Source organism: Enterobacter sp. FW301-JW81 (genome assembly GCF_058788735.1).
This window is the reverse complement of sequence record NZ_JBYTBA010000001.1, coordinates 322,562-343,812: the sequence shown is the minus strand read 5'-3', so window position 1 is coordinate 343,812 and position 21,251 is coordinate 322,562. Positions and strand designations below refer to the sequence as shown.

Annotated in this window: 21 protein-coding genes and 1 riboswitch; of the genes, 6 read left to right on the top strand and 15 right to left on the bottom strand. The window is 58.2% G+C overall.

Annotated features, from left to right (window positions below; all coding sequences use genetic code 11):
- Positions 1-84 precede the first annotated feature (84 nt).
- Complete coding sequence (locus tag AC3WOK_RS01555) at positions 85-528, top strand: winged helix-turn-helix transcriptional regulator (RefSeq protein WP_059311078.1); 444 nt, start codon at positions 85-87, stop codon at positions 526-528.
- A 125-nt stretch (positions 529-653) separates the two neighbouring features.
- Entirely contained in the window at positions 654-1,448 is a 795-nt protein-coding gene (locus tag AC3WOK_RS01550; RefSeq protein ID WP_492353818.1) for an SDR family NAD(P)-dependent oxidoreductase, read from the top strand.
- Between the two features lies 1 nt (position 1,449).
- Here AC3WOK_RS01550 and AC3WOK_RS01545 read toward each other — a convergent pair whose 3' ends face one another.
- Positions 1,450-1,809 carry a winged helix-turn-helix transcriptional regulator gene (locus AC3WOK_RS01545; protein ID WP_059311080.1) on the bottom strand — a complete coding sequence of 120 codons (360 nt, stop codon included), beginning with the start codon at positions 1,807-1,809 and terminating at the stop codon, positions 1,450-1,452.
- A gap of 100 nt (positions 1,810-1,909) precedes the next feature.
- On the opposite strand from AC3WOK_RS01545, the gene AC3WOK_RS01540 reads away from it, so the two are divergent.
- Complete coding sequence (locus AC3WOK_RS01540) at positions 1,910-2,659, top strand: SDR family oxidoreductase (RefSeq protein WP_492353817.1); 750 nt, start codon at positions 1,910-1,912, stop codon at positions 2,657-2,659.
- A 1-nt stretch (position 2,660) separates the two neighbouring features.
- Here AC3WOK_RS01540 and AC3WOK_RS01535 read toward each other — a convergent pair whose 3' ends face one another.
- Positions 2,661-3,164: a DedA family protein gene (locus tag AC3WOK_RS01535; protein WP_492353816.1), complete on the bottom strand. Its 504-nt coding sequence runs from the start codon at positions 3,162-3,164 to the stop codon at positions 2,661-2,663.
- A gap of 158 nt (positions 3,165-3,322) precedes the next feature.
- A riboswitch (M-box (ykoK) riboswitch) is annotated at positions 3,323-3,492 on the top strand.
- Positions 3,493-3,552: 60 nt separating this feature from the next.
- Here AC3WOK_RS01535 and AC3WOK_RS01530 point away from each other — a divergent pair.
- The gene (locus tag AC3WOK_RS01530; protein WP_252000691.1) at positions 3,553-4,554 is read left to right on the top strand and encodes a magnesium transporter; all 1,002 of its coding nucleotides are present in this window, start codon (positions 3,553-3,555) and stop codon (positions 4,552-4,554) included.
- A 42-nt stretch (positions 4,555-4,596) separates the two neighbouring features.
- Here the strand turns inward: AC3WOK_RS01530 and AC3WOK_RS01525 are convergent, their stop codons facing one another.
- Positions 4,597-5,673, bottom strand: coding sequence for a LacI family DNA-binding transcriptional regulator (locus AC3WOK_RS01525; RefSeq protein WP_492353815.1), 1,077 nt, complete (start codon positions 5,671-5,673; stop codon positions 4,597-4,599).
- Positions 5,674-5,942: 269 nt separating this feature from the next.
- Here AC3WOK_RS01525 and AC3WOK_RS01520 point away from each other — a divergent pair, with 269 nt between their 5' ends.
- Positions 5,943-7,208 (top strand): maltoporin, encoded by a 1,266-nt coding sequence (locus tag AC3WOK_RS01520; RefSeq protein WP_063955750.1) that lies wholly within the window; start codon positions 5,943-5,945, stop codon positions 7,206-7,208.
- Positions 7,209-7,312: 104 nt separating this feature from the next.
- Here the strand turns inward: AC3WOK_RS01520 and AC3WOK_RS01515 are convergent, their stop codons facing one another.
- The 6 genes from AC3WOK_RS01515 to AC3WOK_RS01490 all read right to left on the bottom strand — a co-directional run bounded on the left by AC3WOK_RS01515 (position 7,313) and on the right by AC3WOK_RS01490 (position 14,417).
- Positions 7,313-7,555, bottom strand: coding sequence for a PTS sugar transporter subunit IIB (locus AC3WOK_RS01515; RefSeq protein WP_492353814.1), 243 nt, complete (start codon positions 7,553-7,555; stop codon positions 7,313-7,315).
- A gap of 130 nt (positions 7,556-7,685) precedes the next feature.
- Positions 7,686-9,743 carry a beta-galactosidase gene (locus tag AC3WOK_RS01510; protein ID WP_492353813.1) on the bottom strand — a complete coding sequence of 686 codons (2,058 nt, stop codon included), beginning with the start codon at positions 9,741-9,743 and terminating at the stop codon, positions 7,686-7,688.
- A gap of 29 nt (positions 9,744-9,772) precedes the next feature.
- Positions 9,773-10,975 carry a glycoside hydrolase family 53 protein gene (locus AC3WOK_RS01505; RefSeq protein ID WP_492353812.1) on the bottom strand — a complete coding sequence of 401 codons (1,203 nt, stop codon included), beginning with the start codon at positions 10,973-10,975 and terminating at the stop codon, positions 9,773-9,775.
- Between the two features lie 2 nt (positions 10,976-10,977).
- Positions 10,978-11,829: a sugar ABC transporter permease gene (locus AC3WOK_RS01500; protein WP_042715482.1), complete on the bottom strand. Its 852-nt coding sequence runs from the start codon at positions 11,827-11,829 to the stop codon at positions 10,978-10,980.
- 11 nt (positions 11,830-11,840) lie between these two features.
- Positions 11,841-13,145, bottom strand: coding sequence for a carbohydrate ABC transporter permease (locus AC3WOK_RS01495; RefSeq protein WP_063430156.1), 1,305 nt, complete (start codon positions 13,143-13,145; stop codon positions 11,841-11,843).
- Positions 13,146-13,202: 57 nt separating this feature from the next.
- Positions 13,203-14,417, bottom strand: coding sequence for an extracellular solute-binding protein (locus AC3WOK_RS01490; RefSeq protein WP_492353811.1), 1,215 nt, complete (start codon positions 14,415-14,417; stop codon positions 13,203-13,205).
- 321 nt (positions 14,418-14,738) lie between these two features.
- Here AC3WOK_RS01490 and AC3WOK_RS01485 point away from each other — a divergent pair, with 321 nt between their 5' ends.
- Positions 14,739-15,854: an ABC transporter ATP-binding protein gene (locus tag AC3WOK_RS01485; RefSeq protein ID WP_063430158.1), complete on the top strand. Its 1,116-nt coding sequence runs from the start codon at positions 14,739-14,741 to the stop codon at positions 15,852-15,854.
- Here the strand turns inward: AC3WOK_RS01485 and hpxK are convergent.
- From hpxK to AC3WOK_RS01455, 6 genes are read right to left on the bottom strand one after another with little or no spacing between them, the layout of a single operon-like run.
- Positions 15,851-17,089 (bottom strand): allantoate amidohydrolase, encoded by a 1,239-nt coding sequence (hpxK, locus tag AC3WOK_RS01480; protein ID WP_492354225.1) that lies wholly within the window; start codon positions 17,087-17,089, stop codon positions 15,851-15,853. The two genes, AC3WOK_RS01485 and hpxK, sit on opposite strands and share 4 nt — an antisense overlap.
- Positions 17,086-18,327: a pyridoxal-phosphate-dependent aminotransferase family protein gene (locus tag AC3WOK_RS01475; RefSeq protein ID WP_063430162.1), complete on the bottom strand. Its 1,242-nt coding sequence runs from the start codon at positions 18,325-18,327 to the stop codon at positions 17,086-17,088. Before AC3WOK_RS01475 ends, hpxK begins: the two co-directional genes overlap by 4 nt.
- A 13-nt stretch (positions 18,328-18,340) precedes the next feature.
- Positions 18,341-19,078 carry an amino acid ABC transporter ATP-binding protein gene (locus tag AC3WOK_RS01470; RefSeq protein WP_032638731.1) on the bottom strand — a complete coding sequence of 246 codons (738 nt, stop codon included), beginning with the start codon at positions 19,076-19,078 and terminating at the stop codon, positions 18,341-18,343.
- Entirely contained in the window at positions 19,059-19,715 is a 657-nt protein-coding gene (locus AC3WOK_RS01465; RefSeq protein ID WP_082691224.1) for an amino acid ABC transporter permease, read from the bottom strand. The genes AC3WOK_RS01470 and AC3WOK_RS01465 overlap by 20 nt, the downstream gene beginning before the upstream one ends.
- Complete coding sequence (locus AC3WOK_RS01460) at positions 19,715-20,380, bottom strand: amino acid ABC transporter permease (RefSeq protein WP_492353810.1); 666 nt, start codon at positions 20,378-20,380, stop codon at positions 19,715-19,717. Before AC3WOK_RS01460 ends, AC3WOK_RS01465 begins: the two co-directional genes overlap by 1 nt.
- 4 nt (positions 20,381-20,384) lie before the next feature.
- Entirely contained in the window at positions 20,385-21,167 is a 783-nt protein-coding gene (locus tag AC3WOK_RS01455) for a transporter substrate-binding domain-containing protein (protein ID WP_059311093.1), read from the bottom strand.
- Positions 21,168-21,251: the final 84 nt, after the last annotated feature.

Sequence of the window (21,251 nt, the reverse complement as noted above, 5' to 3'; positions counted from 1 at the left end):
CATTTCTCAAACTGATGATTAACCTGCTTACGGTGTGAACCAATTAGTTTTATAATAAAACCACACCCCACCGGAGAATTCGCTGTGAAACGTACCCGCCTTGAAGAGAGCACCTGCCCCGTCGCCCGTTCGCTGGATATCATCGGCGACTGGTGGTCGCTGCTGATCGTGCGCGACGCGCTGCGCGGGATTAAACGCTTCGGCGAGTTCCAGAAAAGCCTCGGCATTGCTAAAAACATGCTGACCACGCGGCTGAAGCTGCTGGTTGACGAAGGCATCCTCACGCTGCGCCCCGCCTCCGACGGCAGCGCCTGGCAGGAGTACGTCCTGACCGACAAGGGACGCGCCCTGCAAACGGTGCTGGTTGCCCTGTCGCAGTGGGGCAATGAATTTTTGTTCGCTGAACACGAATGCGGCACCGTGCTGGTCGACGCCGAACAGCGCAAACCCCTGCGCAGGCTGGCGCTTATCGCCGACGACGGGCGCGAGCTGACGCCTGAGCAGATCGTGGCAAAACTCCCCTCCTGATCGCGCCCGACGGCAAAAGCACAAAATGGCCACCAAAATGGTTGCATTATAAAACCAAATAGCAGAGAGTTTATTCAGTTTCATATTGAAACCAATTAACCCACTCTGCTCCGAGGTAACACACGATGACTACGCAAATCACGAATGCCCTGATTACGGGCGCGTCTTCCGGAATTGGTGCCGTTTATGCCGATCGTCTTGCCGCACGCGGGGTCAACCTGGTGCTGGTCGCCCGTCGCGAAGAACGGCTGCAGGCGCTGGCCGCCGAACTGCGCGAACGCTATGGCGTGGCGGTCGATGTTCTGGTGGCCGATCTGACGGATGAAGCCGGGATCCGCGCCGTGGAAGAAGAGCTGCGCAGCAATACCGCCATCGATACGCTGGTTAACAACGCGGGCACCGCGCAGATGGCACCGTTCCTCGCGGGTGATGTGGCCCAGCATCAGGCGATTAACACGCTCAACACCACGGCGCTGATGCGCTTAACCTACGCGATCCTGCCGCGTCTGGCGCAGAATAACCGCGGCACGCTGATCAATATCGCGTCCGTTCTGGCCCTGCACGTGCGGGCGGGCAGCGCGCTCTACAGCGCTACCAAGGCGTGGGTGCTCAGCTTTACCCGCGGGCTGCAGGAAGAGTTTGCCGACAGCAACGTGCGCATTCAGGCCGTGCTGCCTGCCGCCACCGCGACGGAGATCTGGAGCCATTCGGGCGTCACGGTTAACGATCTGCCGGAAGGCTCGGTAATGACCACCGACGATATGGTAGATGCGTCGCTGGCGGGTCTGGATCAGGGCGAACCGATCACCATCCCGCCAATGCATGACGCCGGCCTGTGGGATCGCTACGAAACGGCGCGCCTTGAGCTGTTTAACAGCGCGCGCACCGGTATTCCGGCACCGCGCTACGTGAAGCGGTAGCCTAACGCTCCAGCTGGTCGCCGTACTCGCTCATCCAGGCGGCCAGCGGTGAGAGCGCATCCTGCAGGGTTAACCCCAACTCGGTTATCTGATACTCCACGCGCGGCGGGATTTCCGGGTAGACCGTTCGCGTAACCAGCCCGCGCTGCTCAAACAGGCGAAGCTGCTTCGTTAGCTCTTTCTGCGTAATCGGCGCTGCCGCCCGCAGCAGGTCGCCAAAGCGAACGGGCGTATTGAACACAATCAGGCGATAGAGAATGGGGATCGCCCATTTACCGGAAATCAGGTTGACAAACTGCGTCATCGGGCAGGTATACGCCTCAGATTTTTTTTCGCAGGCCACGTCCAGCATTTCTGCCATAGCACACCTCTTGCCTCGTTAGTATCCATTTGGTACCTGGTTTCCTTTCGATACTAACGTTTCTATAGTGCTTTCTCCAGAGACATTTCAGGAGAAAAACATGGGTCGTTTAACAGATAAATATACGCTGATTACCGGCGGCACCAGCGGCATCGGTCTTGCCACCGCGCAGGCGTTCATCGCCGAAGGCGCACGCGTTGCCGTCACCGGGCGCAACCCGGACACCCTCGCCGAAGCAGAGCGCATTCTGGGCGATAAGGCCTGGGTGATCCCGGCCGATGCGGGAGATATTGCTTCGCAAAAAGCGCTGGCGGAGACCCTCGCCGCCCGCTGGCCGCGCCTGGACGCGGTGTTTCTCAACGCCGGCGACGTGACGCACGCCCCGCTGGAAGCGTGGCAGGAGGATGCCTGGGATCGTCTGATGGGCATCAACCTGAAGGGACCGTTCTTTTTAATTCAGGCGCTGCTGCCGCTGCTGAATAATCCGTCCTCGGTGATCCTCTGCGGCTCCGTCAGCGCGCGCATCGGCCTGCCCACCAGCAGCGTATATGCCGCGAGCAAGGCCGCCCTGCTGTCGCTGGCGCGTACGCTGTCGGCGGAGCTGCTGCCGCGCGGGATCCGCGTCAACGGCCTGAGCCCCGGCCCGGTGGAAACCCCGGCCTTTACCAAAACGGGCTTAAGCGAGGAGGCGCTTAACGCAATGATGTCAGAGGTCATTAAGCTGGTGCCGCTGGGCAGAATGGGCTCGACGACGGAGCTGGCAAAAGCCGCGCTCTATCTGGCCTCCGACGAGTCCAGCTACACGGTGGGCACGGAGCTGCTGGTGGACGGCGGGATGGGAAGTTTGTAACTCAAAAGGCGCTGATGCCGGTAGCAATGCCGACATACAGCGCCGCCCAGACGGCGGCAGAGAGCAGGCTAACCCCGTAAACCTTCGCCACATTGAGCCTGAGCATGCCTGCCGCCAGCGGCACGATATAGCGCAGCACCGCCAGGAAGCGCGCGGTGAACAGCACCAGCACACCGTTTTTCTGCAGCTGATGCTGCACCCGCAAAAATTTACCGGCGTGCTTTGCGGTAAAGCGGGTCACCCATCGCGTGTGCCCCATCCGCTGACCGATGTGGTAGTTTAGCCCCGACCCCACCGTTGCCCCCATCACCACGGCCAGCCACGCCAGCGCCGGATGCATGCTCGTCTGGCTGACGGTAATGCCTGCCAGCAGCATCACCGAGGCGGGAGGCAGCACGGAGGAGATCAGCACCGTCGATTTGCTCAGCGCCATCATAAATAACAGCGCGAAAAGATGTGCCGGATAGAGCGCAAAGTGATTCAGCAAAGTATCAAGCCACGTCATTTACCCTCCTCCGATGTAAATATCACTCTTCATTTAAAATGAATTAACTTAAATAAACCCTCAACATCTTATTAATAAGATTCTTCTAAACCGTTCTTAAACATTATTTAAATTCCTGAGCGGCAAAATTAAATAGGCGTATTATCCCTCTCGTTTTATAACGATCTCGTTATGGCGAGGCTCCTGTACAAATACACGTTATCGCTCTGGTGGGTTCGAGAGAACCGGCACAGGGTAAAACAGGCACTGTCGAATCAAGGCTTTGTCAGTATAACTTCCCTCACGGGATACGGTGTACAGTGCTGAACCCAGGACGTGGGGATCTCCTCTTCGACATGCCCTGTCTTGCTCGCCCCTGAGAGATTTTATTATTCAAAGGGAATTCACTATGTCTTACGCTATTCATAACCAAAACCTGGCATTCAATGACAGCGCTATCGCGCAATATATGAATACCGATTTTATCGTCCTCGATATTTCATTATGCGTGGCGCTGGCGCGCGAGCAATTCTTCGAAAAATTAAAAGACGATGATATTCCGTCGCATATTTTTATTGAAGACAATGGCCGCCTGGCGGGCATGATTGCCGTGCGCAAATTGCTGCAAACCGCCGATACGGTACAGCCGGTGAAATCGCTGATGATTTCTCAGTTTTTGCAGGTCAAACCGGAAGATGAACGTGCCGATGTCGCCGGACTGCTGGCGCACGGCGGCGCGGATGTGGTGCCCGTGGTCACCCACGGCAAGCTCGTCGGCTGCCTGACCGAACGCGAAATTGCGCATCTGCTGGAAGATGACGTCACCGAAGATGCCCAGCTTCAGGGGGCGACGCTGCCGCTGGAAAAGCCCTATCTGGAAACCAGCGCCTATAGCCTGTGGAAAAAACGCTCCGTCTGGCTGCTGCTGCTGTTTGTCGCCGAAGCCTATACCAGCTCGGTCATTCAGCATTTCGAGGAGGCGCTGGAGTCCGCCATCGCGCTGGCGTTCTTTATTCCGCTGCTAATCGGCACGGGCGGCAACAGCGGTACCCAGATTACCTCAACGCTGGTGCGCGCGATGGCGCTGGGAGAAGTCCACCTGCGCGACGTAGGCCGCGTGCTGCGTAAAGAGATGACCACCTCGCTGATGATTGCCGCCACGCTGGGCATCGCCGGGTGCATCCGCGCCTGGATGATGGGGATTGGGATGGAAATTACGCTTATCGTCAGCCTGACGCTGGTGTGTATCACGCTCTGGAGCGCGATTGTGTCGTCCGTGATCCCCATGGTGCTTAAGCGCTGCGGCATTGACCCGGCGGTCGTCTCCGCGCCGTTCATCGCGACGCTTATCGACGGTACCGGGCTGATCATCTACTTTAAAATCGCGCAATATACGCTGGGGCTGGAGTAAGCTTGCGAGCACCTCACTCACGTGATTGAGGTGCTCACTGCGCTACGCATCGCCGAGCTGATGCGCGATCTCACGCAGCTGCTGGGCAAGCGCCTGCAGGTTTTTCCCTTTCTCCCCTTTTGGCCCGGTAGACTGTCGCACCACCAGACGGGCAGGTAAAATCGAGGACATGCGCTGGGCATTCTCTTCACCGCTGTCGAGAATACGGCGCACCGCCTCTTTACCCTGCAGATCTAAATCCAGCGATACCGTCGTCAGCGCCGGGTAGAAGAACGAGCTTTCATAGGTGTCATCGTAGCCAATCACCGACTTCTCGCCCGGAATTGAAACCTGCTGCTGATGGAACGCGCTCAGCACGCCCAGCGCCATCTGGTCGTTAGCCACCAGCACGGCGGTAAACTGCGCCGTTTCCCTCAGCATCTGCAGCGCGCCTGCATACCCGCTCTGCGCATCCCAGTTGCCGCGAATGACCGATGCCGGCTCCAGGCCGTAACCCTTCAGGGTCTCGATCCAGCTTTTCAACCTCAGCTGCGCCGACACGGAAGACGTCGGCCCCGCCAGCAGGGCAATGTCGCGATGGCCGAGCTCATAAAGATATTTAACGCTGGCGCGGGTGCCGTCCGCCGGGTTAAACGAAACGTTAAACACGGAACTGTACGGGTCCACGTCGAGGAACAGGCAGACAATATCATCGTTGTCGGTGGCGATTTTATGCGCCGCTTCAGCCTCCAGCGGCACGTTGATGATCACTTTGCTCACCAGCTGGGATTTCAGCTCGTTGATGGAATTCTGGATGCTGTGGTTGACGTTCTCATCAATCATTGAGATCAGTACCTGGTAGCCTTCCACATTGGCATAGCGTTTCACCGCCGCCGCAACCTGCGAAGGCGCGTGCAGCGCCAGCGAAATGGTCACCAGCCCAACGGTCTGGCTCTGCTTGCCCACCAGCTGCTGAGCCAGTCGGTTGGGTACATACCGCAATAACTCTATGGATTTCTCCACCTTGCTGCGCGTGGCGTCGGATACATTGGCAGATTTATTCAGTACCCTGGACACGGTCTGATAGGAGACGCCCGCATGGCGTGCCACGTCCTCTAACGTTGCGCTTTTCGACTTCATGGTCCGGTTCCTTATGTTGTTATGCGCTGATTGTAACAGGGGTGCTGAAAAAAAACGCTTACCACCCTCTCCCTGCGGGCATAACACCATCAAAAAGTATGACGCTCACAATGCCATAATTTGTGTCCAATCTCATTACTCGTAACAAAATTGTCTATTTTATTTGCAGTTAATCACACATTTCAGATCGTACAATTGCCAGCCAACGGGTTTAGGCATTTTATGACAGCGGATTTGTGAACGTATTACAAAACAATAAGAGGGTTACAATGAACACGACGATCCGCTCTGTATCTGTTGCGTTAGCTGCCGCGCTGGCATCTCCTTCGCTGTTTGCAGCGTCTTCAGTACCGATTGATTTTCATGGATATCTTCGCTCCGGCGTGGGCGTCTCACGGGATGGTGGGATGGAGGAGTGGCAGAAGAACAAAATTGGCCGTCTGGGTAACGAAGCCGATACCTATGGCGAGCTGGAGCTGGGTTCTGAGGTCTACAAAAAGAACGACGTAAGCTTTTATCTCGACAGCATGGTGAGCATGGTGTCTGACGGTTCAAACGATAATGAAACCACCTTTGGCGACGATGCCCAGTTTGGCCTGCGTCAGCTGAACCTGCAGATCAAGGGGCTCATTCCGGGCGATCCCAACGCGGTGATCTGGGGTGGGAAGCGCTATTACCAGCGCCACGACCTGCACATCATCGACACCAAATACTGGAATATCTCGGGATCCGGTGCAGGTATTGAGAACTATACGCTCGGCCCCGGCGCGGTCTCCGTGGCGTGGATCCGCGGCGATGCCAACGACGTGGACTACCGCGTTGACGGTGATAACGACGTGAACATCAACTATATCGATCTCCGCTATGCGGGCTGGAAACCATGGGCAGGCGCCTGGACCGAAGTCGGCATCGACTACGCCATGCCAAACCCGACCAACAAACAGAAAGAGTACGGCGGGCTGTACGAGGCCGACAACGGCGTGATGGTGACCGGTGAGATCAGCCAGGACATGCTGGGGGGATACAACAAGCTGGTGCTGCAGTACGCTAACAAAGGCCTGGCGCAGAATATGGTGTCCCAGGGTGGCGGCTGGTACGACATGTGGAACTATGTGAACGATGCCAGCGGCTACCGCGTGATCAACACTGGCTTAATTCCCATTACCGACAAGCTCTCTTTCAACCACGTGTTGACCTGGGGTTCGGCGGACGATACCACGCAATATACCGATAAATCGCGCCTGATTTCACTTGTCGGCCGCGCGCAGTACCAGTTTACCGAGTATGTCCGCCTGATTGGCGAAGTGGGTGGTTTCTACCAGAAAGACACCTACACCGACGGGTCTGACTACAAGCAGAGCGGCGAGAAATACACCATTGCCCTGGGCCTGGCCGATGGACCTGACTTTATGTCGCGTCCGGAACTGCGCGTGTTTGCTTCTTATCTGAATGATTCCGAAAAAGGGAAATCCTTCGAAGATGGCACGGCCAACAATACCTGGAACTTTGGTGTGCAGGTCGAGGCCTGGTGGTAAGTCTTAATTCATAATTTGCGTTAATCGTTATCGTATCTCCAGCAACCTGCAGTCTATTTTACTGCTTTGGGATAGCCATTACTTTGGCTATCCCTTTTTTATATTTACTGATTAAAATGTTCGTCTAATAATTTCCGTAATGTATCAGACTGCCTGCCGAATATAGCGTGCACTTGCTGACCGATAATAATTACGCCCAGCGCCCCTTCGTTCTGTAACGTCTGTGAATCAACCTTATTTAAATCTTTTACCGTCACGCGCAGGCGGGTAATACAGGCTTCGACGTGTTCGATATTATCGTCACCGCCAAACGCGGGGATTAAACGCTGGGTAATTTGACTGTCCATAATACGCCTCATTATATGCAGATAAAAAAATGCCTGCTCGTGGAGCAGGCGTTCTGTGCCTTGTTGCCCGGATGGTGCGGTCTGATGCCCTCACCCCAACCCTCTCCCACAGGGAGAGGGAGAAAATCAACTACGCTTTACGCCTGAGCACCCGACAGTCCCACGGCAGCAGCACGGTATCGCCCGCTGCGGCGGCATCGGTTATGCAGTCGGTATACCCTTGCGGCAGCGTGATGTACTGCTGCTGTGCCGTGTAGTTCTGCACAAACACCCAGATGGTTTCGCCATCCGTGCGCGCCGTGGCAACCACGCCCGGCGGGAGTTCACCCTCGATGGCGCGCGGCAGCGCCAGCTCGCTGATAATCCCGGCGAAGAAATCGCGCTGGAACGGCAGATCGTTACGCGAAGCGACGTGCCACGCCTTGCCTTTCCCGACGCGGTTGACCGTTACCGCAGGGCGACCGGCGTAGAAATCATCGCGGTAGGTCGCCAGCACCTGTGCAGACTCCGCGTGGATCAGCTCGCATAAATGCCGCACCTGATACGGCCCCTGCAGGCCTGCCGCGTTGCCCGCCAGCCCCTGAATCAGGTTGCGCTCCCCCTCGCCCAGGCAGTCAATCTCTTCCGCCCAGATGCCCAGGAGCTTGCGCAGCGGCCCAGGGAAACCGCCCAGATGACAGAGGTCGGTCTCATCCACCACGCCGGTCCAGTAGGTCGTCACCAGATGCCCGCCATTGGCCACAAAGGCTTCTGCCCGCTCGGCAAATCCTTCGCGTACCATGTAAAGCATCGGGGCAATCACCAGCGCGTAGGGGCTCAGATCGCCGTCAGCGTCAATGACGTCCACCGCGATGCCTTTTTCCCAGAACGGACGATAGTGCTCGTTGACGGTTTTTTCGTACTCCATTCCCATATTTCGCGGACCTTCGGCATCGTCCAGCGCCCAGCGGTTTTGCTGGTCGAAGACGATCGCCACCCGGGCCTCGGTACGGCAGCCTGCGACCTCCGGCAGGCGGGCCAGCATCTCGCCCAGGCGCGTCACTTCACGCCCGACGCGGGTATCCAGATGACCCACGTGATCGATAACCGCACCGTGGAATTTCTCCACCGACCCGCGGCTTTTACGCCACTGGAAGTACTGCACCGAATCCGCCCCGTGCGCCACCGCCTGCATCGACGAGAGAATATGCATCCCCGGCTTTTTCAGCTTGCTGGTTGGCTGCCAGTTGGTGGTGCTCGGCGTCGACTCCATCAGCACGAAGGGTTTGCCGCCCTTCAGGCTGCGCATCATGTCGTGATACATGGCGGTGTAGCAGGCAAGCGCCGTTTCGTCTTTCTCCCTGTGCCACATCGGGTAACTGTCCCAGGAGATAAAGTCGATCGCCTTCGCAAGCTGCCAGTAGTCGTAATCGTAGAAATACTCCATAAAGTTGGTCGTCACCGGCAGTTCGGCATTGGCGGCCTTCAGCGGTGCCACCTCATGCTGGCAAAAATCGGTGACCTGCGCGGTATTGAAGCGGCGCCAGTCGAGGTTCAGGCCGTGAATCGACACTTCGCCCTGCGGCGCGGGGGACTCAATCTGCGACCAGTCGGTGTAGGTGTGGCTCCAGAAGGTGCTCCACCACGCGTGGTTCAGCGCGTCCAGGGTTTTATAGCGCGCCTTCAGCCAGTCGCGGAAGCGTGCCTGGCACAGGTCACAGTGACATTCACCGCCGTATTCATTGGAGATATGCCAGCCCAGCACCGCCGGATGGTGTGAATAACGCTCCGCCAGCAGGCGGTTAATGGTGAAGGTCTTCTCGCGGTACACCGGAGATGACATGCAGTGGTTATGCCGTCCTCCGTGCAGCGCGGGGACGCGGTTGCGCCCGACGCGCAGCACCTCAGGGTATTTTTGCGACATCCACGCCGGACGCGCGCCGCTTGGCGTCGCCAGGAAAATATGAATACCTGCCGCATAGAGTTTTTCAATAATATTATCCAGCCACGCAAAATCATATTCCCCTTCACGCGGCTCCAGCTTTGCCCAGCTAAATATGCCTACCGACATCACATTGCATTTCGCCTGCTGCATCATGGCGATATCTTTTTCAATAATACCGGGGTAATTTTCCCATTGCTCCGGGTTATAGTCGGCGCCATGCAATAACGCCGCGACCTTTGGGCTTAAAGGCGCAAATTTATTCATATTAAAAACATCCTGAATGAAGATACAAATTATTTAAATACCGTTATTGATGGCAGCACTTTTCCCTGGCAATCAAATAACGCCTGATTCTCGCGGGCATTCCCCTCTTTCCATTCGTCATGGATATATTTCATGCCGGCTTTGGTCGCCCACGTGGTGCCCGGGACGGCAATCCAGGTCGGTTCCCAGTAAAAGATGCCCTTGCCGCGATGGTCCGGAACATCAATAACGGACTGCATTAAATCGTGAATATAATCGTACTGGCCCTGAACGATGCCCGGATAGCCGCCGTCTTTTTCTTCTTTCGCCTGGAAGCTGTTCTCGGCGTTATCGCAGTTCTCCAGCGTATAGCCGTATGCCGCTTCCACCACAATCACGTCTTTGTTATAGCGCTTGCTGATGTCATCCATATTGGCCTTCAGCGCGCTAATCGGGCCGTTCCAGTAGGTGTACATCGACAGGCCGATAATATCGAACGGCACGTCGCGCTTCGCGATCTCGTCAAACCACCAGCGGAAGGTGTCATTTTTGGTGCCTTCGGCCAGATGCAGCATGATTTTCACCTGCTCGCCGCCGGTCAGGTTCTCTTTTAGCCCGCCAATCGCGGCGTTGAGCAGCCCGGCCAGACGGTCAAATTCGCCGCCGCCCTGCCCCCAGCTTTTACCTTCCGGCCACAGCATGCCGCCGTTGATTTCGTTCCCGATCTGCACCATGTCCGGCAGGACGCCCTCTTTCTTAAAGCGGGCAATCGTGTCGCGGGTGTAGTCATGGATCGCCGTTTTGAGCTGCGGGTAGTCCATCTTCTCCCAGGCTTTTGGCTTGAACTGTTTGCCCGGATCGGTCCAGAAATCGCTGTAGTGGAAGTCGAGCAGCAGCTTCAGGCCCTGCGCCTTAACGCGCTTCGCCAGCGCAATTGTGTTTTCGAGATTATTACTGCCGCCGCCGTAGGTATTGCCGCTCGCATCCTGCGGGTCTACCCACAGGCGCAGGCGCACGGTATTCACGCCGTTAGCTTTGAGGATAGCAATCGCGTCCTGCTGCTGGCCGTTCTGGTTATAGAATTTCGCGCCGTGTTGTTCGGCTTCCAGCAGGGTCGAAATATCTGCCCCCTTAATAAAATCCGCCGGCATGGCGTTAAATGGACGCGTTTTCACCGCCTCCGCAGCAAAGGCGCTGGCGGCTAGACCGCAGGAGAGGCAAACGGCGAGCAAAGCGGGTTTGAGTCTTTTCATGATTATCCCTTTGTGCTCCCGGAGGTCAGTCCGGAGACGAAATATTTTTGTAAGGCGAGGTAGAGGATCGCCACCGGTACGGCAATCAGTACCGCGCCTGCCGCGTAGGTGGTGTAGCTGGCACCCATTTTTTGCGCCACCAGGTTATAAAGCCCGATGGGTAAAGTGTATTTGTCCGGGGTGCGCAAAATGGTGCTGGAGAGGATGAAATCCCCCAGCGGCCCGGTGAAGGAAAACAGCGCCACCACCGCCACAATCGGCTTCGAAAGCGGCATGATAATTTCGATGAAAATCCGGAAGTTGCTGGCCCCGTCCATGCGCGCGGATTCATCCAGATCTTTCGGAATGGCATCGAGGTAGCCTTTCATCAGGTAAGTGTTCATCGGGATCATGCCGCCCACGTAGATCAGCACCAGCGCCAGATGGCTGTTGATGAGGCCCAGCAGCTGCGAGAGCACGAAGATGGCAATCAGCGCCGAGAACTGTGGGATCATCTGCAGCAGCAGGAACAGCATCAGCCCGTTCTGGCGTCCCTTAAAGCGGAAGCGCGAAAAGGCATAGGCGGTAAAGCTGACGCTGATTAAGGTCAGCACCATGGTCAGGAAGCTGATTTTCATCGAATTCCAGTACCAGGTCATGTAGTTCACCTGGCCGTTGAACAGGTCGGCATAGTGCTGCACCGAGAAGTTCTCGGGAATAATTGAGGAGCTGAGCAGGCTATTACCCGCGTTAAACGACGCGCCGACCGTCCACACCAGCGGGTAAATGATGATTGTCGAGACCAGCACGATAACCAGCCAGGAGAGCGAGAGGCGTACCCACTTCTCACGTTTAATACTTTGTGATTGAGCCATTGTTGCGTTCCTTACGCCATGTCGTCATTTTTGAACGATTTCGTGGCGCGGAACTGCCACAGCGCCAGCCCGACGACAAAGATCGACAGCAGGATAGTGATTGTCGCCGCAATCGCGTATTGCGAAGAGGACATCGTCAGTTTATAGATCCACGACACCAGGATATCCGTCCCACCCGCATTCGACCCCACCACCGCCGGTCCGCCGTTATTGAACAGGTAGATGATGTTGAAATTATTGAAGTTGAAGGTGTATTGGGTGATCAGAATCGGCGCAATCGAGTAAAGCACCAGCGGCAGCGTGATGGTACGCAACTTAGTCGCGCTGCTTGCGCCGTCCATGGTCGCCGCTTCGTACAGATCGTCCGGAATGGCCTGCAGCACGCCGGTGGTCATGGCGAAAACAAACGGGAAGCCGAGCCAGGTCTGCATCATAATCAGCGCCGTTTTGGTCCAGAACGGATCGGTCATCCACGCTTTTGGCGCGATGCCGAAGAAGGCCAGAATGGCATTGTTTATCACACCGAAAGAGTCGTTGAACATTCCGGCAAACACCAGAATGGTGACAAAGCCCGGCACCGCCCACGGCAGAATGAAGATGGTACGGATAAGCGGCTTAAAGCGCAGGTCTTTCTGGTTCACCAGAATAGCCAGCAGCACGCCCACGGTACATTGCAGCGTGGTGGCGAGCAGCGTCCAGACCACCGTCCACTGCAGGACGTCAAAGAAGGTTGAGCGCCAGATGGAGAGCGTGAAAATATTGATGAAGTTCTTAAATCCAACCCAGTCAACCAGCTTAGCCGGCGGCGTGTGGTACAGGTTGTAGTTGGTAAAGGCGATGGCAAAGCCAAACAGGATCGGGAAAACCACCACAAACACCAGCAGAATAAAGCCCGGCGTGATCATCAGATACGGGAAGCCGTCGCTCAGCAGCATCTGGTACTGCTTGCGCACGCTGTTAAGCCGTAAGCCTTCATCACGTTTACGACCATTTGCCCACGCATCGCGCATCGACAGGTAATACACCATCACGCCAAACGCGGCGATCAGCACGCTAATGATCCCTTCTGCCAGCAGGAAGATGGAGTTATCCCGCGGCACTTCCTCCCCCAGCGTCACCAGCCCCCACAGCCCTTCGCGCAGGAAATCGGCAAAAACGCCGATAAAACTGGCCAGCAGCACCAGGAAGATAACGCCCTTCAGCCACTGGCGGTGATAAAACTGGCCGAAGCCGGGGATGACCGCCAGCAGCAGGCCGGTCCAGGCGTGACGCCCGGCCCCGTGTGGTCTGGCAAAATTTTCCGGGATGATACTCACAGACAACTCCTTTCAATAAAACGGGAGAGTGGCCTCCCGTTCTGCGACGTCAGAAAATTACTGGTTGCTGGCCTGCATGGCTTCGATTTGCATCTGGACCTGCTTTTCTGCGCTGTCCAGCGCGGCTTTGGGATCCTGTTTGCCGGTCAGGCTTAGCTCCAGCGCGGCATTGGCCGGCCCCCAGACTTCGCCCATTTCAGGGATACCCGGCATGGCGGTTGCTCGCGCGGCCTGCACCGCAACGGCGCTCGCCTTCTCGTCGTTCTTGATTACCGGGTCGTCGATCATTGCGATCAGCGGCGGGATCTCCCGCGTGGCCACGTAGCGGGTTTTCACGTACTGCGGCTGGTTGATGAATTCGATAAATTTCTGCGCCAGCGCTTTGTCTTTGCTCCACGTGGAGACAACGTAGCCTTTCACGCCGAGGAAGGAGCTCATTGGCTTACCGTCCGGCAGCGTGGGCAGCGGCGCCACGCCGTAGTTGATGCCTGCCGCTTCATACGGCTGGAACGCCCACGGGCCGTTGATGACGGCTGCCGCTTTCTTCTCGGTGAACAGGGAGTCGATAGCGTTCAGGCCGTTGTCACCGACTATCCCGGCCGGGAAAATATCGTCAGCGTAGAATTTTTTCAGGTACGTCACGGCTTCTACTGCGCCCGGCTTGTTCAGGCCGACGTCGCTGGCGTTATAGCCGCCCTTGCCGTTTTGACCAAAGATGTAGCCTCCCATCGGGGAGATCGCCCCCCAGCTGTAATAAATCTGATCGAACTTGGCGAGCAGACCGTACTGGTTTTTTGCGCGCTGCTGTTTAGAAAAGTCGTACCAGTCCTGCAGCGAGTTGAGCGGCTTGTCGATGAGATCTTTGTTGTAGATCAGCACCAGCGTCTCAACCGCTTTCGGCACGCCGTAGAGGGCGTTATCCATTTTGAAGGCGTTAATCGAGGCCGGGGTGTACTGTTCGGTCTGCTTAGCCTCCAGATTCAGGGGGGTCAATAACCCTTGCACGACGGCGCCGCCCAGCTGATCGTTAGGAATGACCAGCACGTCCGGGCCAATGCCTGCCGGGCCGTCCAGGCGCAGTTTTTCCAGCTGCTGTGCGTAAGGTGTTTCCTGCACGTTGACCTTAACGTCGTACTGTTTTTCAAAGTCCGCTACCGCATCTTTAATACCGGACGACTTCTTGATGTCTTCCCAGACGTTAAGCTGCGCGGTGGCGTGAGCCTGTACCGCGAGCGTAGAGAGGATCAGAGCAGCGAGTATATTTTTTTTCATTATCAACCTCATGTGAAGGTATAACAATTTTATGGTTGTTATCGCATCTGACGCCCTACAAACCCCGCTATATATCCTGATTAAACTGGCGTTGTACGTCTGACAGCAAATGCCTTTGGTTTGTTATACGCTACCCTTCACATCATGATAACTCTACATAAAACTGTAAGTTGTGTGATCGTCATAACATTAATGGAATATCTATATAGGGCGCATGAATGCTGGAAGTTATAGTCAAGGCAGACAAATTGCACCGTCCGGCCACGTTGAACACAATTGTTATACGTAAAACATACTCGGCGGTTTACCTGGGGAACACTGATGTCGAACATACAATTGAGGAATGTCACCAAGCGCTTTGGCGACACCGTCACGCTCCACAACGTTAATCTTGATATTGAGGACGGTGAGTTTGCCGTATTCGTCGGGCCTTCCGGCTGTGGCAAATCCACTATGCTGCGCATGATTGCCGGGCTGGAGGAGATAAGCGAGGGTGAAGTGCTGATCGGTAACGAGGTGATGAACGACATCGCCCCTTCCCATCGGGGTGTGGCGATGGTCTTTCAGTCCTACGCGCTCTATCCGCATATGACGGTGGCCGAAAACATGGGCTACGGGCTGAAGGTGAATAAAGTGCCGAAAGATCAGATCCGCCATCAGGTCGAGATGGTCGCCAAAACGCTGCAGCTCTCCCACCTGCTGGACCGCAAGCCTAAACAGCTCTCCGGCGGCCAGCGCCAGCGCGTCGCGATTGGCCGCGCTATCGTGCGGAACCCGCGCGTCTTTATGTTCGATGAGCCGCTTTCCAACCTGGATGCCGAACTGCGCGTGGAGATGCGCCTGCACCTCGCCCGTCTGCACCAGGAGCTGAAAACCACCATGGTGTATGTCACCCACGATCAGATTGAGGCCATGACGCTGGCAGATAAAATTGTGGTGATGAACTACGGCAAAGTGGAGCAGATGGGCGCGCCGATGGATCTCTACTACAAGCCGGTGAACAGGTTCGTGGCCGGTTTTATCGGCTCGCCGAAGATGAACTTCATGCCGGCCACGGTTGAAGCATGGCAGCCGGGCGCGCTGACGGTGAGATTGTCGCAGCAGAAGTCACTGACGCTCGCCGTGACCACCACGCCGCTGCAGCCGGGCAGCCAGGTTACGCTGGGCATCCGTCCGGAACATTTAACCACTGACCTTCACCGCGGCACGCGGCTGGAATTTAGCTGTGAAGTAGTGGAGCGGCTGGGGAACAATACTTACCTGTTTGGACAATGCTACGGCCATGACAACGTGAAGATCTTGCTGCCGGGCGACGTGAAGTTCGCACCCTGGCAGAAGATAGACGTGGCCTTCGACGATCGCCACTGCATGGTCTTTGACGAGCAGGATGTCCGGGTGAGCGCGGATATCGAAGATGCGGTGCGTTCGGTGGCTTAACGCGCGCCACCGTCAGCGAGCGTTCTCACCGCCCGCCCAAACGCCTCAATCGCCAGGGCAACATCCTCAGCCATCACCGATTCCGCCGGATGGTGGCTGACGCCCCCTTTGCAGCGCACAAACAGCATCCCGACCGGCCAGCGCTCTGCCAGCGCGATGGTGTCATGCCCGGCACCGCTCGGCAGCGATAATGCGCGCCCCTGCACCGACGCAATGGCGTCCCCTAGCAGTTGCCTCAAGCGCGCATCGCACGGCGTGGCGGCGATCCGATAATACTCCTCGGCGCCAAAGCTCAGCCCGCGGCGGGCGGCTATCGTCTGCGCCTGCGCCAGCAGTTCCGCGAGCAGCGCGTCCAGCAGGGCATCCTGCGGGCCGCGAATATCCAGCGAGAGCGCAACCTCGCCGGGGATCACGTTGACCGCACCGGGCAGGCAGCGCAGTTCGCCCACCGTCGCCACCAGATTGCCGCCGCGTTGTTGGGTGGTGTTTTCAATCAGCCCCATCCATTCGGCAGCAGCGGCCAGCGCATCCTTGCGGTGATTCATCGGCACGGTGCCCGCGTGTCCGGCCTCGCCGGTAAAGCGGCAGCTGAGGCGGCGCGCGCCGTTGATGGCTTCCACCACGCCCAGTGCCAGCCCTTCCTGCTCCAGACACGGCCCCTGCTCAATGTGCAGCTCCAGACAGGCGCTGAAATCGTCCTGATGGCGTGCCGCCAGCGCCACGCGGGCGGGATCGAGCCCCGCCTGCACCATCGCCTGCGCCACGCTGATGCCACTGGCATCACACGTCTCCAGCCAGCCCTGCGGCCAGGTGCCCGTAATGCCCCGGCTGCCTAGCAGGGTGATCCCAAAACGGGTGCCCTCTTCGTCGCCAAACCCGACAATCTCGATCGCCTGGGCCAGATGCCGCCCCTGCTGATGCAGGCTATCCACCACCTCAATGGCCGCGAGCACGCCGAGCATGCCGTCGTAGCGCCCGGCGTTGCGCACGGTATCGAGATGCGAGCCGAGCAGCACTGCCTGCGCCCCTTCCTGCGCGCCCTCATAGCGTCCACAGATATTGCCCACGCTGTCCTGCCAGACGGTCATTCCCGCCTGGCGCATCCACTCGCCGACCAGCTGGTTGGCCTGCAGATGCTGCGTGGAGAGATATACCCTCGTCAACGCATCCGGGGTTTCGCTGATGGCGGCCAGCGCGTCGGCGCGCGCCATCACCCGTTCTGCCGCCGGGCTCATTGCGGCGTCTCGCGGCGATAGTGGTCCCACGCGGCCTGCATGGCGGCGCCCTGCGTGGTGGCGAACTTCAGGTAGTTCAGCACCGACTCCAGCGCGCTCAGGGTGGTCATCACGCAGTCCTTGCGCGCGTTGTAGCCCATGGTGCCAATGCGCCACACTTTGCCGTGCAGCGGGCCAAACGAGGTGCCGATTTCAATCCCGAAATCCTCCAGCATCAGCTTGCGCACCTGGTCGCCGTTGACGCCCTGCGGTATCACTACGCCCAGCACGTTGTTCATCTTGTGCTTCAGATCGCCGAAGGTCTCCAGCCCCATCGCCTGAATGCCCTTCAGCAGCGCATCGCCGTGCAGTTTGTGACGCGCGATGCCGTTATCCAGCCCTTCTTGCAGGATCAGCCGCGCGCATTCGCGGGCGCCGAACAGGGCGGTGGTGGCTTCGGTGTGGTGGTTCAGTCGCTCCGGCCCCCAGTAGTCCATCACCATGCCGAGATCGAAGTAATTGGAGTAGATCATCTCCTCATCGCCGTCTCGGTGGGCGTCGGTGCGAATGCCCTCCTCAACGCACTTGCGGCGGCGGATCGCCTCCTCCATGCGCGCGCTCAGGGTGATCGGCGACGTGCCCGACGGGCCGCCGAGGCACTTCTGCATCCCGGCCGAGACGGCGTCCAGCCCCCAGGCGTCGGTCTCCAGGGCGTTACCGCCGAGCGACGCGGTGGCGTCGGTGTAGAACAGCACGTCGTAGCGGCGGCAGATGGCCCCGAGCTCCGCGAGCGGCTGCAGCATAGTGGTGGAGGTGTCGCCCTGCACGGTCAGCAGCAGGCGCGGGCGAATACGCTTAATCGCATCCTCAACCTGGTCAGGCGTGAACACCTCGCCCCACGGCACCTCAATGGTATGCACCTCCGCGCGGCAGCGGCGGGCAATTTCGCACAGCAGGTGACCAAAGCGGCCAAAGACCGGCACCAGCACCTTATCTCCCGGGCGAATGGCGGAGACCAGGACGGCTTCAATTCCCGCGCGGGAGGTGCCGTCCACCAGCATCGTCCAGCGGTTCTCGGTGCGAAATACCCCGCGATAGAGCGCCATCACCTCGTTCATGTAGTGGGTCATGGCCGGATCGTACTGGCCGATCAGCTGGCTCGACATGGCGCGCAGCACGCGCGGGTCGGCGTTGATCGGGCCCGGCCCCATCAGCAGGCGCTGGGGCGGATTGATTTGCGGAAATTGTGCGATATCCATTGTTAAGTCCTTATCAGTTGAGGCCGCGCACGGAGGAGATGAACTGCTTCAGCTCGGTGGTCTGCGGGTTGGCGAACAGCGTTTTGCTGTCGCCCTGCTCCCAGACTTTCCCCTGGTGCATAAACACCACGCGGTCGCCCACTTCGCGGGCAAAATTCATTTCATGGGTCACGAGGATCAGCGTCATCCCCTCGGCGGCCAGCTGCTCCAGCACCTTGAGCACTTCGCCCACCAGCTCCGGGTCGAGCGCGGAGGTGATCTCGTCACACAGTAATACTTTAGGCGACATGGCCAGCGCCCGGGCAATCGCCACGCGCTGCTGCTGGCCGCCTGAGAGGCTCGACGGGTAATAATCCAGACGGTCACCGAGGCCCACTTTCTCCAGCATCTGCTGCGCCAGCTCGCGGCATTCGGCGGCGCTTTTTTTCAGCACCCGACGCGGAGCCAGCATCACGTTTTCCAGCGCCGTCATGTGCGGGAACAGGTTGAAGCTCTGGAACACCATCCCGACTGAGCGGCTGATTTCGCGCGCCTGTGAGTCCCGGTCGGTAATGGTCATGCCGCCCAGCTTGATGCTGCCGTCCTGATACCCTTCCAGGCCGTTGATGCAGCGCAGCAGCGTGCTTTTGCCCGACCCGCTGCGCCCGATAATGGAAATCACCTGGCCCATGTCGATATCCAGATCGACGCCCTTGAGCACGTGGTTATCGCCGTAGTACTTCTGCACCTGATTAATGGTGATGAGAGGCATTGAATTTCGTCTCCAGATAGCGGCTGTAGCGGGACAGCGGGTAACACAGAATAAAGTAGCCGAGCGCCACCAGCGCAAAGACCTTAAACGGCTGATAGGTCACGTTGGTCAGCATCGTCCCGGCCTTGGTCAGCTCGATAAAGCCGATAATCGACGCCAGCGCGGTGCCTTTGATCACCTGCACGGCAAAACCGACCGTCGGGGCGATGCCGATGCGCAGCGCCTGCGGGGCGACAACGCGAAACAGGGTCTGGCCAAAGGTCAGCCCAAGGCAGCGTGAGGCTTCCCACTGCCCTTTTGGCAAGGCGCGAATGCTGCCAAACCAGATGTCGAGCAGAAACGCGCTGGTGTAGAAGGTTAACGCCAGCGAGGCGGCGGTCCACGGCGAAACGTCGATGCCGAACAGCGCCACGCCGAAGAAGGCCAGGAACAGCTGCATCAGCAGCGGCGTGCCCTGGAACAGCTCAATGTAGCCACGGATGATGCGCTTCACCGCGCGCCCGCCCGTCAGGCGCAGCAGCAGGAGCGGCAGGGTCACCACCGCGCCGCCGACAAACGCCACCAGCGACAGCAGCACCGTCCAACGCCCGGCCAGCAGCAGATTGCGAATAATGTCCCAGTCGGTAAAGGTGGTCATCATGCCTGCACCCCCAGCCATTTGCGTCCTGCCGCCATCATCAGCTGGCGCAGGGTAATCGACAGCGCTAAGTAAATGCCGGTTGTCACCAGATAAACCTCAAAGCTTAAAAACGTTCTCGACTGGATCAGGTTGGCGGCGAAGGTCAGCTCTTCATACGAGACCTGCGACACCACCGACGAGCCGAGCATCACGATGATGCACTGGCTCACCAGCGCCGGGTAAATGCGCTGCAGCGCAGGCGGCAGCACCACGCGGATAAAGGTCTGCAGGCGGGTCAGCCCCAGCACGCGTCCGGCTTCCCACTGCCCTTTCGGCGTGACCTGAATGCCCGCGCGGATAATCTCGGTGCTGTACGCGCCGAGGTTCACCACCATGGCCAGCAGCGCCGCTTCCCCCGCCGTCATCTTCAGCCCCAGATTCGGCAGGCCGAAGACGATGAAAAACAGCTGTACCACAAACGGCGTGTTGCGGATGATTTCCACGTAGCCGCCCCAGAGCCGGCTGAACCAGGTGGTGCGTCCGCTGCGGATCGCCGCCCCGAAAATTCCTGTTGCCAGCCCGCCGACGATTGCCATCACCGTCAGCTGAACGGTGACCCACAGCCCCGCCAGCAGCTCCGGCCAGTACGGCCAGAGCGCTGAAAAATCGAGTTGCTCAGCCATAACCTTAAACGCCGAGGCTTGCCGGCAGCGGGGCCTTCAGCCACTGCTCGGACAGGCCGTTCAGCGTGCCGTCCTTAATGCCCTGCTCAATCAGCGCGTCCACTTTTGCCTTTAGGGCCGGTTCGTTCTTCTTCAGGCCAATAAAGCACGGCGAGTCTTTCAGCATAAAGCTCGGCACCGGGGCTTTAGCCGCGTTCTGGCGCGAAATGGCCGCCACCACGAGGTTGCCGGTTGCCACGTACTGCACCTGGCCGGAGAGGTAGGCGGAGAGCGTGGTGTTATTGTCTTCGTAGCGCTTCACGTCCGCGTCTTTCGGCGCCAGGCCGGTCAGCACCATGTCCTCCACCGCCCCGCGCGTCACGCCGATGGTTTTTCCGCTCAGCGCGGCGGCGTCTTTCAGCTCGGCACCTTTCGGGCCAAACACGCCGAGGAAGAACGGCGCGTAGGCGCGGCTGAAGTCGATCACCTTCTCGCGCTCCGGGTTTTTACCGAGGCTTGAAATGACCAGATCCACCTTATCGGTTTGCAGGTACGGCACGCGGTTGGCGCTGGTCACCGGCACCAGCTGCAGCTTGAGCTTCATCTGTTTGGCCAGATAGCGCGCCATGTCGATGTCATAGCCCTGCGGCTGCAGATCGGTCCCCACCGAGCCAAACGGCGGGAAATCCTGCGGAACGGCAATGCGAATGGTACCGCGCTTCTCGATATCCTGAAGCTGGTCAGCCTTTGCCGGCAGCTGTGTGAAGAGACATGCGGCCCCGGCCAGTGCAATCAACAATTTTTTCATGGTGCTTCCCCGTAACGTTAACATGAAACAAAAGATTCTTTGAATGTGATTTTGCAACTAATGTGCCAGATAAGGCGAAGCGGG

What these genes read in the sequence shown, in the direction of transcription:
- AC3WOK_RS01475 (WP_063430162.1), bottom strand. Translation starts at nt 18,327, where the DNA reads ATGGATATCGCACAATTTCCGCAAATCAATCCGCCCCAGCGCCTGCTG.
- AC3WOK_RS01500 (WP_042715482.1), bottom strand. Translation starts at nt 11,829, where the DNA reads ATGGCTCAATCACAAAGTATTAAACGTGAGAAGTGGGTACGCCTCTCG.
- AC3WOK_RS01465 (WP_082691224.1), bottom strand. Translation starts at nt 19,715, where the DNA reads ATGACCACCTTTACCGACTGGGACATTATTCGCAATCTGCTGCTGGCC.
- hpxK (WP_492354225.1), bottom strand. Translation starts at nt 17,089, where the DNA reads ATGAGCCCGGCGGCAGAACGGGTGATGGCGCGCGCCGACGCGCTGGCC.
- AC3WOK_RS01490 (WP_492353811.1), bottom strand. Translation starts at nt 14,417, where the DNA reads ATGAAAAAAAATATACTCGCTGCTCTGATCCTCTCTACGCTCGCGGTA.
- AC3WOK_RS01505 (WP_492353812.1), bottom strand. Translation starts at nt 10,975, where the DNA reads ATGAAAAGACTCAAACCCGCTTTGCTCGCCGTTTGCCTCTCCTGCGGT.
- AC3WOK_RS01550 (WP_492353818.1), top strand. Translation starts at nt 654, where the DNA reads ATGACTACGCAAATCACGAATGCCCTGATTACGGGCGCGTCTTCCGGA.
- AC3WOK_RS01535 (WP_492353816.1), bottom strand. Translation starts at nt 3,164, where the DNA reads ATGACGTGGCTTGATACTTTGCTGAATCACTTTGCGCTCTATCCGGCA.
- AC3WOK_RS01530 (WP_252000691.1), top strand. Translation starts at nt 3,553, where the DNA reads ATGTCTTACGCTATTCATAACCAAAACCTGGCATTCAATGACAGCGCT.
- AC3WOK_RS01460 (WP_492353810.1), bottom strand. Translation starts at nt 20,380, where the DNA reads ATGGCTGAGCAACTCGATTTTTCAGCGCTCTGGCCGTACTGGCCGGAG.
- AC3WOK_RS01455 (WP_059311093.1), bottom strand. Translation starts at nt 21,167, where the DNA reads ATGAAAAAATTGTTGATTGCACTGGCCGGGGCCGCATGTCTCTTCACA.
- AC3WOK_RS01510 (WP_492353813.1), bottom strand. Translation starts at nt 9,743, where the DNA reads ATGAATAAATTTGCGCCTTTAAGCCCAAAGGTCGCGGCGTTATTGCAT.
- AC3WOK_RS01540 (WP_492353817.1), top strand. Translation starts at nt 1,910, where the DNA reads ATGGGTCGTTTAACAGATAAATATACGCTGATTACCGGCGGCACCAGC.
- AC3WOK_RS01470 (WP_032638731.1), bottom strand. Translation starts at nt 19,078, where the DNA reads ATGCCTCTCATCACCATTAATCAGGTGCAGAAGTACTACGGCGATAAC.
- AC3WOK_RS01485 (WP_063430158.1), top strand. Translation starts at nt 14,739, where the DNA reads ATGTCGAACATACAATTGAGGAATGTCACCAAGCGCTTTGGCGACACC.
- AC3WOK_RS01525 (WP_492353815.1), bottom strand. Translation starts at nt 5,673, where the DNA reads ATGAAGTCGAAAAGCGCAACGTTAGAGGACGTGGCACGCCATGCGGGC.
- AC3WOK_RS01515 (WP_492353814.1), bottom strand. Translation starts at nt 7,555, where the DNA reads ATGGACAGTCAAATTACCCAGCGTTTAATCCCCGCGTTTGGCGGTGAC.
- AC3WOK_RS01520 (WP_063955750.1), top strand. Translation starts at nt 5,943, where the DNA reads ATGAACACGACGATCCGCTCTGTATCTGTTGCGTTAGCTGCCGCGCTG.
- AC3WOK_RS01545 (WP_059311080.1), bottom strand. Translation starts at nt 1,809, where the DNA reads ATGGCAGAAATGCTGGACGTGGCCTGCGAAAAAAAATCTGAGGCGTAT.